Below are 13,125 nucleotides of genomic sequence, written 5' to 3'. Positions count from 1 at the left end.
CCATGGGCTACCGCAAGACAACCCGCCGCATCGAGGTCTCCCTCAAGAACCACAAGGTGTACGGCCAGGACACGGAGCACCCCGTCGCCTATGCGCGAGGCAAGAACCTCGCCGAGTACCTCCGCCTCATGGGCTACAGCGAGGCGGAGGACGCCGACGAGCGTGCCGGCATCGTCCAGCAGTTGGAGGAGTTCGCCGACGCGCTCGTGTCGTGGAACCTGGAGGGCGAGGACGGCACGCCCGTGCCGTGCACCCGTGACGGTCTCTTCTCCATCGACAACGACCTCGCCCTCGCCCTCGCCACGGAGTGGATGGAGCGCCTCGGCGGCAAGGTGGACGACGCCGACCCTTTGCCGCAGAGCTCGCCCTCTGGCGGGCCGTCCCTGGTGGAGTCCGTGCCGATGGAAGCACTGTCGGACCCCCAGCCGCTTTCGAGCGTGCCCGCCTGATCCTCGGCCTCTGCGACCGCTTCCACTGCCTGCCCAGCGCGCTGCTCGCGGAGGACTCCGAGCTTCTTGAACTGATCGCGATCGAACGACTCGGCACACCCGAACACATGGAGGGAGGGGACGGTCTTGGGTAACGACATCGAAATCAGGGTCCGGGTCGCCAACCAGACCGCGTCCGGGCTCACGGCCGTCAACAACTCCCTCCGCAGGCTCCGCGACGAGGCCCGGGACTCCGGGCAGAGCCTGACCGCGCTCACCGCGCGGGCAACTGCGGCAACTCTGGCGCTGAGGGGGCTGAAGGACGCCGCGCAGGATGCGGCCCGCGCGCTGCGGTCCTTGAACACGGCGGCCCGTAACGCAGACGGCCGCCTCGACACCATGTCGAACCGGGCCCGCACGCTGCGCCGTGACACGGACGACCTCGACGACAGCATGCGCCGCCTCACCACCACCATGGGAGGCCTGGGCGGACGTGTCGGCACCATCCGTATGGACGGCGCCAGCAACGGCATGAACGGCCTCCGCAAGGCCGCCCTCATGCTGTCCCCCGCCCTGGTGCCCATCGCCGCCTCAGCCGTGCCGATCGCCGCAAGCCTGACTGCGGCAGGTGTCGCGGTGGGGGTGTTCGGACTGGCCATCGCAGGCCAAGTGTCGGCAGTGAACGACGCCTCGGACGCTCAGAAGAAGTACGACGACGCGGTCAAGAAACACGGCCCCGCATCAAAGGAAGCGGCGCAGGCCGAACGCCTGTACCTGGACCAGGTGAAGGACATGGCCCCGGCAACCCGCCAGGCGGCCAGCGCGCTCACGGTACTGAAAGACCAGTACCAGGCGTGGTCGAAGTCGTTGGCCGGGGACACGATGCCCGTCTTCACCAAGGGGCTGGCGACGGCGGGGGCGCTGCTGCCGAAGCTCACGCCGGCGGTGAAGGGCGCCTCGGCGGAGCTGGACCGGTTCATGACGATTCTTGCCGGCGGGGTGAACAGCGGCGGCTTCTCCCAGTTCATGGAGTCGTTCTCGTCGTTCGCTACTGGGGCGTTGTCGCGGGCGAATGACGCGCTGGTGCGGTTCATGCGCACCATGTCGGAAGGTGCCGGGAGTTCGCAGTTCACGGAGTTTTTGGCGTACGTCCGTGACGTGGGCCCGCAGGTCGGGGAGACCCTGTCGAACCTGGGCCGGGCGCTGACACACCTGGTGGCATCCACGTCGGAAGTCGGCGTCAGCATCCTCACCGTCGTCAACGGCTTCGCCAAGCTCGTCAACGCCATCCCCACCGAGGTACTCGGCAACCTGCTGCAGTTCGTCGTCGTGTTCAAGGCCGTCAAGCTGGCCGCTATGGGCCTCGGCGGCGCAGGTGGTGCGCTCGCCAGCTTCGGCACGTCTCTGGCAGCGATGTCGGCTGCGTCGACAGCGGCCGGCGGCGGGCTGTCGGGGCTCGCGGCGGCGTTCGGGACGCTGTCTCGGGCGGCGAAGGTCGCGCTGATCAGCTCCGGGATCGGCATCCTCGTGGTGGCGCTGTCGTCGCTGTCGGAGATGGGGAAGAAGGCTCCGCCGGACATCGACAAGATGACGACGTCGCTGCGCTCCTTCGCGCAGACCGGAAAAGCGACCGGTGAGGCGGCGCGGGTCTTCGGCGACGACCTGTCAGGGCTGGCGGACAGCCTGCAGAAGGTGACGGATCCGAAGGGCCTGGACCAGGTCCAGCAGTCCATCATGAGCTTCTTCGGCACCGACTCCACCCCGGTGAAGGACGCGAAGGAGAACCTCGACGGCCTCGACCAGGCACTCGCGAACCTCGTCAAGAACGGGCAGGCGGATCTCGCTGCGGCTGCGCTGGAGAACATCAGCACGTCGTTGAAGAAGCAGGGCTTCACCAGCAAAGAAGTCTCCAGCCAGTTGGACGACTACAAGGCCGCGCTCGCAGACCAGGCGTTCGAGCAGCAACTGGCGGCGCAGTCCATGGGCTTGTTCGGGGAGCAGGCGCTGGCGGTGCAGTCCAAGCTGGACGCCCAGAAGCAGTCCGCGGACGGCCTGCGGCAGAGCATTCAGGCCCTCAACGACGTCAACCGCCAGGGCCTGGGCGGAATGATCGGCTTCGAAGCGGCCATCGACGCCGCGGCGAAGGCCGCTTCCGAGAACGCGGGCGCCCTGTCGATGACGGGCGGGCAGCTCAACCTCAACTCGGAGAAGGCCCGCAACGCCGCCAGCGCCCTCAACGACCTCGCGGCAAAAACGGAGGAGGCTGCCGCGTCGGCGCGGGAGTCGGGCTCGTCGTGGGAGACCGTCAACGGGATCTACACCCGCGGCCGGACGAAGCTCATCGAGACCGCGCAGGCCATGGGGCTGAACAAGGAGCAGGCCACCCAGCTCGCTGAGTCAATCCTCAACATCCCGGACGAGAAGACCACGCAGCTGAACATGATCCGCGAGGACGCTCAGCGCGGGATCGAGGCGTTCAACGCAGCGATCAAGGCGACACCTGGCGCCAAGAGCGTGACGCTGAAGACCCTGTCCGGCGCGGCGGAGAAGGTCTTGGAGGCGTTCGGATACAAGGTCACGCACCTGAAGGACGGCAGCGTCACCGTCACGGCGGCGACCGGCGGCGCTCTGTCCGGTATCCAGAACGTGTCCGGTGCGATCGCGTCCCTGAACGGCGACGTCGCGAACACGTACGTCAACGTCCACTACTCCTATTCGGGCGCCAAACGGTCGGACGGGGCGACGTTCATGGGTGCCTCGGGCCGTCTGGCGACTGGCGGTCCCGTGCCCCGGTACGCCTCAGGTGGGGATGTGCAGGCGTTCCCCACGGGCGGCTACGTACAGGGCCCGGGGAGCGGCACAAGCGACAGCATCCTCGCCTTCATGGCCTCGGGGGCGATGGCCCGGATCTCGAACACCGAGTACGTGGTGCGTGCGGCCGCCGTGCAGAAGTACGGGGTGAGGTTCCTCGACGCGCTCAACTCGGGCCGTCTGAAGGTTGCCGGCTATGCGAAGGGCGGCTTGACGAAGTCGCAGCTGAAGGGCCTCAGCCAGCCGGGGGACGTGGCCGAGCTGACGTCGACGGTCTCCGAGGTCCGCGCCCGGATCAAGTCGCAGACTTCGGGCGACGCAGAGAAGCGGCTGCTGCGCACGCTGGACTCGGTCGCGAAGAAGCTCACCGCCCACGAGAAGTCTCTGATCAGCGTCAACAAGGCGCTGGAGAGCGCCAAGGACCGGCTGAACGACCTCAAAACCGCGGCATCACAGCTGAAGGACTCCGTCAAGAACAACATCCTTTCCGCCGCCGGCATCACTCGCGGAGCCACCTCCGATGGGCCGGTGACGGTGTCCTCGATCATGGGCAGCCTCACCGCGAACAGGGACAAGGCGACGGCGTTCGCGTCCGCCCTCAAGGGCCTGCAGTCGAAGGGGCTGCGCGCGGATCTCATCCAGCAGATCGCCGAGGCGGGCATCGACGGCGGCGGCCTCAACACTGCGGGCGCGCTGCTCAGCGCATCGTCGTCGGAGATCACCTCCGTCAACGCGCTGCAGTCGCAGATCGCGTCGGCGGCGAAGGCAGCCGGGCAGACCACCGCCGACTCCGTGTACGCGGTGGCCATCAAGAACCAGACGGCTACCGTCTCGAAGCTCCAGAAGTCGCAGGACAAGCTGGAGAAGGCGATGTCCGACCTGACGAAGGCGTTGAACCGGTCCGTCGTGAAAGCGGTCGGGAAGAAAGCCGCGGGCGGCATCGTCGGGGCTGCTGCGTCAGGCGGTATCCGCGGTGGTCTGACATGGGTGGGCGAGCACGAGCCGGAGCTCCTCGACCTGCCCGTCGGGTCCCGCGTGTGGTCGGGCCCGGATTCGCGGCGGAAGCTCGCGCAGGCGGCGCCGTGGGCGTCGATGCTCACCGCCCCCCGCGGCGCGCCTGCCCCGGCTGCCGCTGCCACGGATGCCGGCGGTGACAGTACGCCGATCGTAATCCAAGTGAAGATCGCCGACCGGGAGTTCGGCGAGCTGTGGCTCGACACCGGCCGCAAGCAGGTCAGGGCCATCGGCTCGATCGACGCCACGCTCAAGCCGACGCGTGGCAGATAGGGAGAGAACGCAGTGCCGTACATCGTGTGGAACGGGCCGGCGCCGACGACGGCTGCCCAGCAGTCGGTGACGACGGGCACGGCCATCAAGACCATGCTGCAGTTGGCCACGCCCAGCACACGGCAGATTCAGCTGCTGGAGTGGGGGTGGTCGTCGGACGACCCGCCGGGCGCGGACGGCGTGATCGAGCTGCTGCAGACGGACGTGGCGGCGACGGTGACAGCGCACGTGGCCGCAGGTGTTCCGAACCTGGACCCGAACGGGGCGGCGTCGCTGCTGACGCTGGGAACGTCGGCGACCGGGTACACCGCGAGCGCCGAGGGGTCGACGACGGCGTCGCGGGTGTTCGACACCGTGTCTCTCAGCTCTGTGTCGGGGGAGTCGGGTCTGTCGTATGTGCGGCAGTGGATGCCGGACGCCCGCCCCATCGTCGCCGTCAGCCGATTCCTGCGCGTGCGGGCGACCACTCCGACCACGGCGGTCGACCTGCGCTGCTACGTGGTGTTCCAGGAGGTGGGCTGACCGATGCCCGCCGTCGCCCCTCTCGTCGCCGCCGTCCGGCGCCGCCTCGCCAACCTCCCCGGCCCGCTCAGGTCGTCCGGGGAGGCATCCAACGGCGAGCCGGTACAGGTGGAGCTGCTCGTGGCAGGCGAGTGGGTCGACATCACCGACTACGACCTGGTCCGCGACAACTCCGGCCGCATCACCATCTCCTACGGGATCCGGGGCGGCGAGGGATCGGAGACGCAGGCCGCGACCGCAGAACTGCAGCTGAAGAACCCGGACGGCCGGTTCACACCCCGCAACCCGTCGGGTGTCTGGTACGGGCAGATCGGCCGCAACACCCCCATCCGGATCTCGGTGCCGGACGGCAACGGCGGCAAGTCCTACCGCATCTGGGGCGAGGTCTCCGAATGGGCACCCAACTGGGACAGCAGCGGCAACGACGTATGGACCGACGTCTCCGTCAACGGCATCCTGCAGCGCCTCGCACAGGGGCCGGCGCCGGAGCGGTCCGTGCTCTACAACGCGATCACCGATCCGCCGCTGACAGGGCTGGTGGCGTACTGGCCATGCGAAGACCCGTCAGGGTCGGTCGAACTGCGGTCGGCGCTCACCAACGGGTCGGGCATGACGTGGACGGGCAACCCCGCTCTCGCCGCCTACGACGGGTTCGGCGCTTCTGATCCACTCCCCACCCTCACCGGCGCCTCCCTCACCGGCGGCGTCGCAAAATACGACATCAGCACGGTGACCCAGTACCAGCTGCGCTACCTCCTCGCCGTGCCCGCCGCCGGGTTCTCCGACCTGGACGTCATCTCTCGCATCGCGGTCGACTTGGGCGCCTACAACCTCGCCTACCTCGACGTCCACTACAACGACCCACCCGGCGGCATCGGCTCCTTCGGCAACCGCGGGACACTGACGATCCTCCTCAAGGACGGCGACGAGAACGACCTCGCCACGTCCGGCACCTCCTCGACCAGCCTCGACCTCCGCGGCCGCCTCCTGCGAGTATCGCTGGAGGTCTCCAACAACGGCAGCGCCCTGTCGGTGACGCTGCGAGTCCTGGACATCGAGTCGGGGGTGACGGACTCCACCACGGTCGGCCTCGTCGCCACCAGCGTCACGCGCGTGACCTCGGTGTCAATGGCCCCCGAAACACTCGCTGGCAGCGCCGGCGTGGCGGACGCAGCGGTCGGGCACGTGCTGGTGCAGACCACGATCACCGACATCACCGATCTCGGGAGGGCGATCCAGCCGACGGGCGAGGCCGCAGGCCGGCGGATCCAACGTCTGTGCGGCGAGGACGGCATCCCGTTCGAATGGATCGGCGACCTCGACGACACGGTCGCGATGGGTCCGCAGGGCAAGGCGAATCTGCTGGCGCTCGTGCAGGAGTGTGCGCTCGCCGATGGCGGTTTCCTGTACGAGACGGCGGAGCGCGGTCTGGGGTATCGGACACGGGCGTCGCTGTACAACCAGGACCCGGCGCTGATCCTCGACTACGCGGGCTACAACCTGTCTGAGGTGCCCGTCCCCGTAGAGGACGACCGGTACATCCAAAATCGGATCACGGTGACCGTGAACGGCGTCTCCCAGTCATACGAGGAGACGGAAGGCCCGCTGGGCATCGACCGCATAGGCACGTACGGAGAGACGAGCGGTCTGACCCTCAACCTCTCCGCCACAGACTCGGCCACGCTGCGCGACCATTCGGCATGGCGCGTCCACCTGGGCACGGTGGACGAGGCCCGCTACCCGAAGATCAGCGTGGACCTCGCACACTCGTCGATCACGCCGGAGATGCGTCGGGCGATCCTCGCGCTCCGCCTCGGCGACCGCGTGCAGATCACCAACATGCCCGGCGCGTGGCTGCCCCCTGACACCGTCGACCAGCTCATCCTCGGCCGCGAAGAGAGCATCACGCATTTCGAGCATCGGCTGTCGTTCATCTGCCGCCCTGCATCCCCGTACAGCCACATCGGCGTCCTCGATGCGCAGGAGACGCGGATCGACATCGACACCGAACTGTACGAGGAGATCGACTCCGAGGACACACAGCTGATGGTCGTACCGTCCACGGGCGAGGTGTCACTGTGGACGACAGACTCTGCTGATTGGCCGTTCGATGTCAGGCTGGGCGGCGAGGTCGTGCGGGTGACGGGCGTCGCTGCCTGGCTGGGGGACTCGTTCACGAGGAGCGTCTCGGGCGACTGGGGAACGACGGACAGCGGCCAGGTGTGGGGCTCCGTCGGCGGCACCGTCAGCACCGATTTTTCCGTCAACGGCAGCGCAGGCGTGCACGTCCTGACGTCGGTGGACATCTCCCGTCGGGGCTTCATCGACCTGACGTACCCGGACTTGGACTACTACGGCAGCATCACGACCTCCGCGACGGCGACCGGCGGATCGATCTACGGTGGGCTGCTCGGCCGCTACGTCAACTCTGACATGCTGTACCACGCGCGGGTGGAGTTCACGACGGCCAACGCCGTCCTCCTCGACATCCACCGGCGGGCGTCCGGGACGGCGACGACCCTCGGCTCGTACACGTCCGCCATCACGCACGTGGCAGGCACTTACGTGCGTGTACGGTTCCAGATCCGCGGCACGAGCCTCAAGGCGAAAGTCTGGCTGGCGTCGTCGGCGGAGCCGCCGGAGTGGCATGTCGAGGTCACCGACACGGCGATCACCACGCCGTCCTTCGTCGGTGTCCGGTCCATCTCCGCGCCCGCCAACACGAACGTAAACGTGCAGGTCCGCTATGACGACCTCGCCGTCATCAACCCGCAGGCCCTGACGGTGACCCGCTCCGTCAACGGCGTCACCAAGGCTCACAGCGCGGGCACCCCGGTGTCCCTCGCCTACCCGACCCACATCGCCCTGTAAGGAGGCAGCATGGCAGCCGAGTCCTATCCCGCGCTCGCGGGAGGCCAGCGGCTCACCGCCACCCTGCTGCGGAGCATGCTGCCGCAGACCGTCCGCAAGACCGCCGACACGCCGCGAGCGGCGACCACGTCCAGGACTGCGGACCCCCATCTGGCGTTCGATGCGGCCGCCAGCGCTGTCTACATCTTCGACGGGTGGATCAAGTACGACGGCGACAACGCTGCCGACATCAGCCTGCAGCTCACCGTCCCGTCCGGCGCGCTCGGCGAGGTGATGCCGATGGGCGCCGGCAACAGCGTCATCAGCTCTACCTCTGCGCCCGCGCTGACGACCAACACGGCCAGCGCGCAGGGCTACATGGTGCGTACCGAGTCGCTCGATATCAACGCTGCCCGCACGTTCGGTGCTATCAGCACGAGCAACCAGAACGGAATCATCTTCACGGGCACGGTCCGCATGTCGACGACTGCGGGCACGGTGTCGCTGGACTGGGCGCAGGCTGCGTCGAGTGCGACAGCGACGACGGTTTACACGGACAGCTGGCTTCGGTTCCAGCGGATCGCCTGAGGAGGCGGCATGGCCACGTATCTGATCTCTGGCAGGAAGTCGGGTGGCTCGACTGTGCTGGCGGTTCATCTCGACGGCATCGACCAGGACGACGTCGTGGTGGATGAGGTGGACGTCGTCAATGCGATCAAGGCGTATCTGATGACTGTCCCTGGGGTGACGTCGACGATCGCCCAGAAGAACGAGTACGTCACCACGTACGTCTGAGAGGAGAACTCATGGCCACAGGCCCGCAGAAGTACCCGGGCGCGTCGACCGCGTACTTCTACCAGAACCGGTTCGGCGGCGACGTGATGGAGGTCAACGTCGTCGTCCTGCACACCACGGAGGGCACCAACCTCCCCGACTACGGGGGCGGTGCGAGCGCGCCCAACCTGACCGCGGTGCCCGACCTCGCGGCCAAGAGGCTGAAGTGGTACCAGCACTTCGACATCGACCGCTCCTCCCGCGCGCTGGTGAACCTGGCCGGGGGCGTGCAGACCAACACGCTGAACGTCGTGCAGGTGGAGCTGACCGGCACGTGCGACCCGGACACCCACGCCAAGTGGACCAAGTCGGGCTACGCGCACATCTACTGGCCCGAGGCGCCCGGCTGGGCCCTGCGGGACCTCGCCGACTTCCTGGCATGGGCTCACGCGCAGCACGGCGTCCCGCTGACCGGCCCGTCGGCGTGGCTGGCCTACCCGGCGTCCTACGGCGCCACGACGACCCGCATGTCAGGCGCCCAGTGGAACGCCTTCAAGGGCATCTGCGGCCACCAGCACGTCCCGGAGAACACCCACGGCGACCCGGGCGCCATCGACTTCGACCAGCTCATCGCCCTGGCGAAGGGCATCAGCTATTCCCCCGAGGAGGACCCCGACGTGGCATTCACCGACGCCCAGGCCAAGCAGCTCGCCGCGATCGCGACGAGCGTCGACAAGCTGGTCTCCACTCAGAAGGTCGCCCCCTGGCAGTACAAGGGCACCGGGGTCACGCTCGACGCCTACGGCTTCCTGCGCGGCACCAACGCGGACCTGAAGTCCCTCGCGTCGAAGGTGGAGGGCCTCGGCAAGGTCGAGCTGTCCGACGCGCAGCTGGCCGCCCTCGCCACCAAAGTCGCCGCCTCCCCGGGCCTCGCCGACGCCATCGCCGCCAAGGTCGCCGAGATCCTCGCCGACCGCCTCGCCGCCTGAACAAGAAAGGACACCCTCATGAACCCGACAGACGCCCAGCTGTGGGCCGCCGGCCTCGGCTTCGTTCTCCCCCCGGTGATCGCGATCGTCAACCAGCCCAGATGGTCGAGTGCAGTCCGCGGACTGCTGATGCTGGCCGTGGCCGCCCTCGTCGGCCTGGGCACCGCCTACTTCAACGGCGACTTCGACGGGAAGCCGGTGGTGACGTGCATGCTGCTCGCCGCGGTCGCGATCGGCACCTCCTACTACACGGTGTGGAAGCCCAGCGGGATCGCGCCGGGGATCGAGCGGGCCACGTCGACGAAGGCAGCCTGAGGTGCGGGCCGCGGTAGCAGGCTGGTTCAGCGGCCGGCTGGGGCGCCGCGGCCCGTTTCTGTTGTTCATGGGGATCGGCAAGGTGTGCTGGGGCGTGAGTCTGATCGTCGAGCCCCCGGCCACTGGCGGCCCGAGTCTCCTCACTGGGGTGGCGCCGCTGCACTGCTGGGCGTGGGTGTGGGTGCTGGCGGGGGTGGGGACGTTCGTGTCGGCGTGGCTGCCGTTTGCGCGGGACGGGCTGGGGTTTGTGATCGCGTCGGCGCCGCCTGCGTTGTGGGCGTTCGCTTATGGGTGGGCTGGGGTGGTGGGAGACTATGCCCGTGGCATGTGGGTGTTTGTGTGGTACATGACGTCGCACTGCGGCGTGATCTGGTGCGCCTCGCGGGTGCCGCCTGAGCAGGACGGGAGACCGGCATGAATGGCTGGCTGGGCCTTGCGGGGGCGGCGGTTACCGTCGTCGGTGTGGTGGTGACGGGCTGGTTCACGTACCGGGGCGGTCGTGCGGCGGCTGCGATCCAGGCGGAGCCGTCGCAGCGGCAGGCGGATCTGGCTGCGTTCCGGGAGATTCGGGACGACATGCAGAGGGACATCGACGACCTGAAAGCGGAGGCTCGGTCACTTCGGTCACTGGTCAGGTCGTTTGCTCTGTATGTGGGGGAGCTGACGGCGCAGATGCGGGGGGCTGGGCTGGAGCCTCCGGCGCCGCCGGACAGGGTCGACGAGTACAACCGGACCGGGGTGTGACGATTTCCGGCCCGTGATCTATCGCTGTGGCTGGTTGTGGTGCATGGTGTGGGGGCGGGAACCTCCCTCCCCCAGGTGGATTCCCCTTGCTGGGCCCTGCCGTGTGTCGCCGATGCGGCAGGGCCCGCCGCGCCTCCCGGCTCCCCACGGGAGGCCATGCGGCTGCCCGCACCCTTATGCCGCTTCGGCGACTTCGTTCCGGAGCGCGTCCACCCACTCATCCCGCAGCAGCCCGTACAACGCCTGCTCCGCCCGCGTCCACTCCCGCCCCCGCGCCCGCAACACCAACGCCCGGATCACCTCGTTCACGACCGCAGCAGAGCGCACGGACCCGCAGGCCGGGGAGTGGGGGGACATGCCCCCAGGATATCGAGCACAACCCCGCCTCACTCATGACGGTTACAACGAACCCACACGAACAAGGCCCCGCCCCTACCCTGAAGGTGACGAGCCGTCCAGAGAAGGGGCGAGACCATGCCAACCGATGCTACCCCCGACCCATACGCCGACCCCCTGCGCTTCGGCCAGCGCGTGCAAATCCTCCGCGAGCGCCGCGGCATGACCCGCGCACAACTCGCCGACCTCATCGCCATCTCCCCCCACACCCTCCGCAAACTCGAGAACGGACAACAGCAAGCCCCCGGCCTCGACATGGTGATGCGCATCGCCGAAGCATTGCGCGTCCGCGACCTCGCCGACCTCACAGGCCACCCCGACACGCACGTCGACCTCTTCATCGGCCCCGGCCACCCAAGGCTCGCCGCGGTCAAGGCCGCCATCGACTCGTTCCCGCTCGCCTCAAGCGCCGAACCGCCGCCCCCCGCACATCTCGAGGCCCGCCTGCACGCCGCGTGGAAGGCCAGGCACCAGGCGCCCAACCATCGCGAGGTCATCGGCCGACTGCTACCGGATCTGATCCGGGATGCTCAAGCACTGGTGCGGCACGCTGACTCGAGCAACGACCGCCGGCATGCGCAGGCCCTGCTCGCCCAGACGTACTCGCTGTCGCAGTTCTTCATCGCCTACCAACCAGACTCGAGTCTGCTGTGGCGGGTCGCGGAGCGCGGCATGGTCGCCGCCCAGGACTCCGGCGACCCACACGCTATCGGCGTCGCCGCCTGGCTGCTGGCGCAGGCCCACCGCGACTCCGGCCCCCGGCACTTCGACGCCGCGGATGCCGTCAACCTCGAGGCCGTCCGCTTCCTCGAGCCGCTCCTCCCCGATGCCGACGATGAAGTCCTCGCTATCGCGGGGGCCCTCGAGTTCGAGCTGGGTTACACCGCCGCCCGCCGGCGTGAGACGGGCACGGCGTGGCGGCACTGGGACAAGGCGAACACCATGGCCTCGAGGCTGCCCGCGGACTACTACCACTCGGTCACGAGCTTCTCGCAGGCCATCATGGGCGCCCATGCCGTCACCGTCGCCGTCGAACTGCACCAGGGCGGCGAGTCCGTCCGGCAGGCCGCTCGAGCGGACACGGCGGTCATCAAGTCGAAGCCGCGGCGCGCCCGTCACCGTATCGAAGAGGCCCGCGGCTACCAGTTGGACGGGCAGCCGGATGTCGCGATCGCCACGCTCGAGAAGGCGCACAAGGCGGCCCCGGACACGATCGCCTACAACGGGTACGCGCGGCGCATCATCCTCGAGGAGGTCGAGTCGAAGCAGGCGGCCCGGCGTCGGCGTGCGTCGGAGCTTGCGGTGGGGGTCGGGATTTTGGCGGCATGACAGAGGGGTGACCGGATTCCGGTCATCGGTTGGTCGTGAGCGCCTCTACGGTCGCAGGTGTGAGACGGATCACCGTGACCGTGGAGGCGTGAGCGATGGCATCAGACCCTGCCGTGATCAGCGGCATGCCCACCTATCAGGCTCTCGGGCTGCTCCCCCTCCCGGATCTGTCCTCCCTTTCCGAGCTCCAGCTCGCAGGGCGCGTCTGCATCTGGAGCGGCGAGGCACTGAACGCGGCGACCGCCGTGGCACTCGGCGAGCGCCAGCACGACGGGCGTACGGTCTACCTGCGAGCCTCCCGCACAGCAGTGAGCGCGGCGGCCCTGGGTGCGCTCTTCGACCACACGACCGGCGACGAGCCGTGCCCGGACTGCCGGCAGCACCCGATCTGCGAGACAGGCCGCGCCCTGAACCGAGTGATCCGGCTGGCGCGATGAAGGTCTGCAGCCGCTGCGGCAAGCAGATCCGTCCGGGCGAGGGCTACCACGAGATCATCCCTGACTCCCTGTCCGGTGCCCGGCCCACCGAGTACCTGCACAAGCAGTACTGCCGACGGTCGAGTCGCCAGGAAGCGCCGATACGGCGCTGAGACTCCCCGGCCGGCTGTGTCCGTCGCTCCGGCCGGCCGGGAAGGCCGCCCCTGATGGCGGCCCGGGAGTGGCCCGCCGCACCGTCATCCC

13 protein-coding genes are annotated in these 13,125 nt (G+C 68.5%); 12 read left to right on the top strand and 1 reads right to left on the bottom strand.

Annotated features, from left to right (window positions below; all coding sequences use genetic code 11):
- Positions 1-2: 2 nt before the first annotated feature.
- From ACIP67_RS40280 to ACIP67_RS40240, 9 genes are all read left to right on the top strand, one after another.
- A complete protein-coding gene (locus ACIP67_RS40280; protein ID WP_401698948.1) occupies positions 3-449 on the top strand; it encodes a hypothetical protein in 447 nt (148 codons plus the stop codon).
- 126 nt (positions 450-575) lie between these two features.
- Positions 576-4,526: a phage tail protein gene (locus ACIP67_RS40275; protein ID WP_401698946.1), complete on the top strand. Its 3,951-nt coding sequence runs from the start codon at positions 576-578 to the stop codon at positions 4,524-4,526.
- A 12-nt stretch (positions 4,527-4,538) separates the two neighbouring features.
- Positions 4,539-5,048 carry a hypothetical protein gene (locus tag ACIP67_RS40270; RefSeq protein ID WP_401698944.1) on the top strand — a complete coding sequence of 170 codons (510 nt, stop codon included), beginning with the start codon at positions 4,539-4,541 and terminating at the stop codon, positions 5,046-5,048.
- A gap of 3 nt (positions 5,049-5,051) precedes the next feature.
- Positions 5,052-7,919: a hypothetical protein gene (locus ACIP67_RS40265; RefSeq protein ID WP_401698942.1), complete on the top strand. Its 2,868-nt coding sequence runs from the start codon at positions 5,052-5,054 to the stop codon at positions 7,917-7,919.
- Positions 7,920-7,928: 9 nt separating this feature from the next.
- Complete coding sequence (locus ACIP67_RS40260; RefSeq protein ID WP_401698940.1) at positions 7,929-8,486, top strand: hypothetical protein; 558 nt, start codon at positions 7,929-7,931, stop codon at positions 8,484-8,486.
- Between the two features lie 9 nt (positions 8,487-8,495).
- Positions 8,496-8,693, top strand: coding sequence for a hypothetical protein (locus tag ACIP67_RS40255; protein ID WP_401698937.1), 198 nt, complete (start codon positions 8,496-8,498; stop codon positions 8,691-8,693).
- Between the two features lie 11 nt (positions 8,694-8,704).
- The gene (locus tag ACIP67_RS40250; protein ID WP_401698934.1) at positions 8,705-9,661 is read left to right on the top strand and encodes a hypothetical protein; all 957 of its coding nucleotides are present in this window, start codon (positions 8,705-8,707) and stop codon (positions 9,659-9,661) included.
- Positions 9,662-9,679: 18 nt separating this feature from the next.
- Positions 9,680-9,976, top strand: a complete 297-nt coding sequence (locus ACIP67_RS40245; protein ID WP_401698932.1) for a hypothetical protein — start codon at positions 9,680-9,682, stop codon at positions 9,974-9,976.
- Positions 9,977-10,390: 414 nt separating this feature from the next.
- On the top strand, positions 10,391-10,720 hold the full coding sequence (locus tag ACIP67_RS40240) for a hypothetical protein (protein WP_401698929.1): 330 nt from the start codon (positions 10,391-10,393) through the stop codon (positions 10,718-10,720).
- Positions 10,721-10,894: 174 nt separating this feature from the next.
- On the opposite strand, the gene ACIP67_RS40235 is transcribed toward ACIP67_RS40240, so the two are convergent.
- Positions 10,895-11,077 carry a hypothetical protein gene (locus ACIP67_RS40235; protein ID WP_401698926.1) on the bottom strand — a complete coding sequence of 61 codons (183 nt, stop codon included), beginning with the start codon at positions 11,075-11,077 and terminating at the stop codon, positions 10,895-10,897.
- 117 nt (positions 11,078-11,194) lie between these two features.
- Between ACIP67_RS40235 and ACIP67_RS40230 the strand changes: the two genes are divergently transcribed.
- The 3 genes from ACIP67_RS40230 (at position 11,195) to ACIP67_RS40220 (ending at position 13,034) form a co-directional block, all read left to right on the top strand.
- The gene (locus ACIP67_RS40230; protein WP_401698924.1) at positions 11,195-12,445 is read left to right on the top strand and encodes a helix-turn-helix domain-containing protein; all 1,251 of its coding nucleotides are present in this window, start codon (positions 11,195-11,197) and stop codon (positions 12,443-12,445) included.
- A gap of 95 nt (positions 12,446-12,540) precedes the next feature.
- Positions 12,541-12,882 carry a hypothetical protein gene (locus ACIP67_RS40225; protein WP_401698921.1) on the top strand — a complete coding sequence of 114 codons (342 nt, stop codon included), beginning with the start codon at positions 12,541-12,543 and terminating at the stop codon, positions 12,880-12,882.
- Positions 12,879-13,034, top strand: coding sequence for a hypothetical protein (locus tag ACIP67_RS40220; protein WP_401698919.1), 156 nt, complete (start codon positions 12,879-12,881; stop codon positions 13,032-13,034). The genes ACIP67_RS40225 and ACIP67_RS40220 overlap by 4 nt, the downstream gene beginning before the upstream one ends.
- Positions 13,035-13,125: the final 91 nt, after the last annotated feature.

Origin of the sequence: Streptomyces sp. NPDC088812, from assembly GCF_044750285.1 — a bacterium.
Lineage (GTDB): Bacteria > Actinomycetota > Actinomycetes > Streptomycetales > Streptomycetaceae > Streptomyces.
Note: the sequence above shows the minus strand (reverse complement) of the source record. Positions and strands in the feature narration are given on the sequence as shown.

Excerpts from the sequence above, each read along its gene's own strand:
- ACIP67_RS40225 (WP_401698921.1), top strand. The coding sequence starts at position 12,541 with ATGGCATCAGACCCTGCCGTGATCAGCGGCATGCCCACCTATCAGGCT.
- ACIP67_RS40240 (WP_401698929.1), top strand. The coding sequence starts at position 10,391 with ATGAATGGCTGGCTGGGCCTTGCGGGGGCGGCGGTTACCGTCGTCGGT.
- ACIP67_RS40265 (WP_401698942.1), top strand. The coding sequence starts at position 5,052 with ATGCCCGCCGTCGCCCCTCTCGTCGCCGCCGTCCGGCGCCGCCTCGCC.
- ACIP67_RS40220 (WP_401698919.1), top strand. The coding sequence starts at position 12,879 with ATGAAGGTCTGCAGCCGCTGCGGCAAGCAGATCCGTCCGGGCGAGGGC.
- ACIP67_RS40235 (WP_401698926.1), bottom strand. The coding sequence starts at position 11,077 with ATGTCCCCCCACTCCCCGGCCTGCGGGTCCGTGCGCTCTGCTGCGGTC.
- ACIP67_RS40255 (WP_401698937.1), top strand. The coding sequence starts at position 8,496 with ATGGCCACGTATCTGATCTCTGGCAGGAAGTCGGGTGGCTCGACTGTG.
- ACIP67_RS40250 (WP_401698934.1), top strand. The coding sequence starts at position 8,705 with ATGGCCACAGGCCCGCAGAAGTACCCGGGCGCGTCGACCGCGTACTTC.
- ACIP67_RS40245 (WP_401698932.1), top strand. The coding sequence starts at position 9,680 with ATGAACCCGACAGACGCCCAGCTGTGGGCCGCCGGCCTCGGCTTCGTT.
- ACIP67_RS40230 (WP_401698924.1), top strand. The coding sequence starts at position 11,195 with ATGCCAACCGATGCTACCCCCGACCCATACGCCGACCCCCTGCGCTTC.
- ACIP67_RS40280 (WP_401698948.1), top strand. The coding sequence starts at position 3 with ATGGGCTACCGCAAGACAACCCGCCGCATCGAGGTCTCCCTCAAGAAC.
- ACIP67_RS40260 (WP_401698940.1), top strand. The coding sequence starts at position 7,929 with ATGGCAGCCGAGTCCTATCCCGCGCTCGCGGGAGGCCAGCGGCTCACC.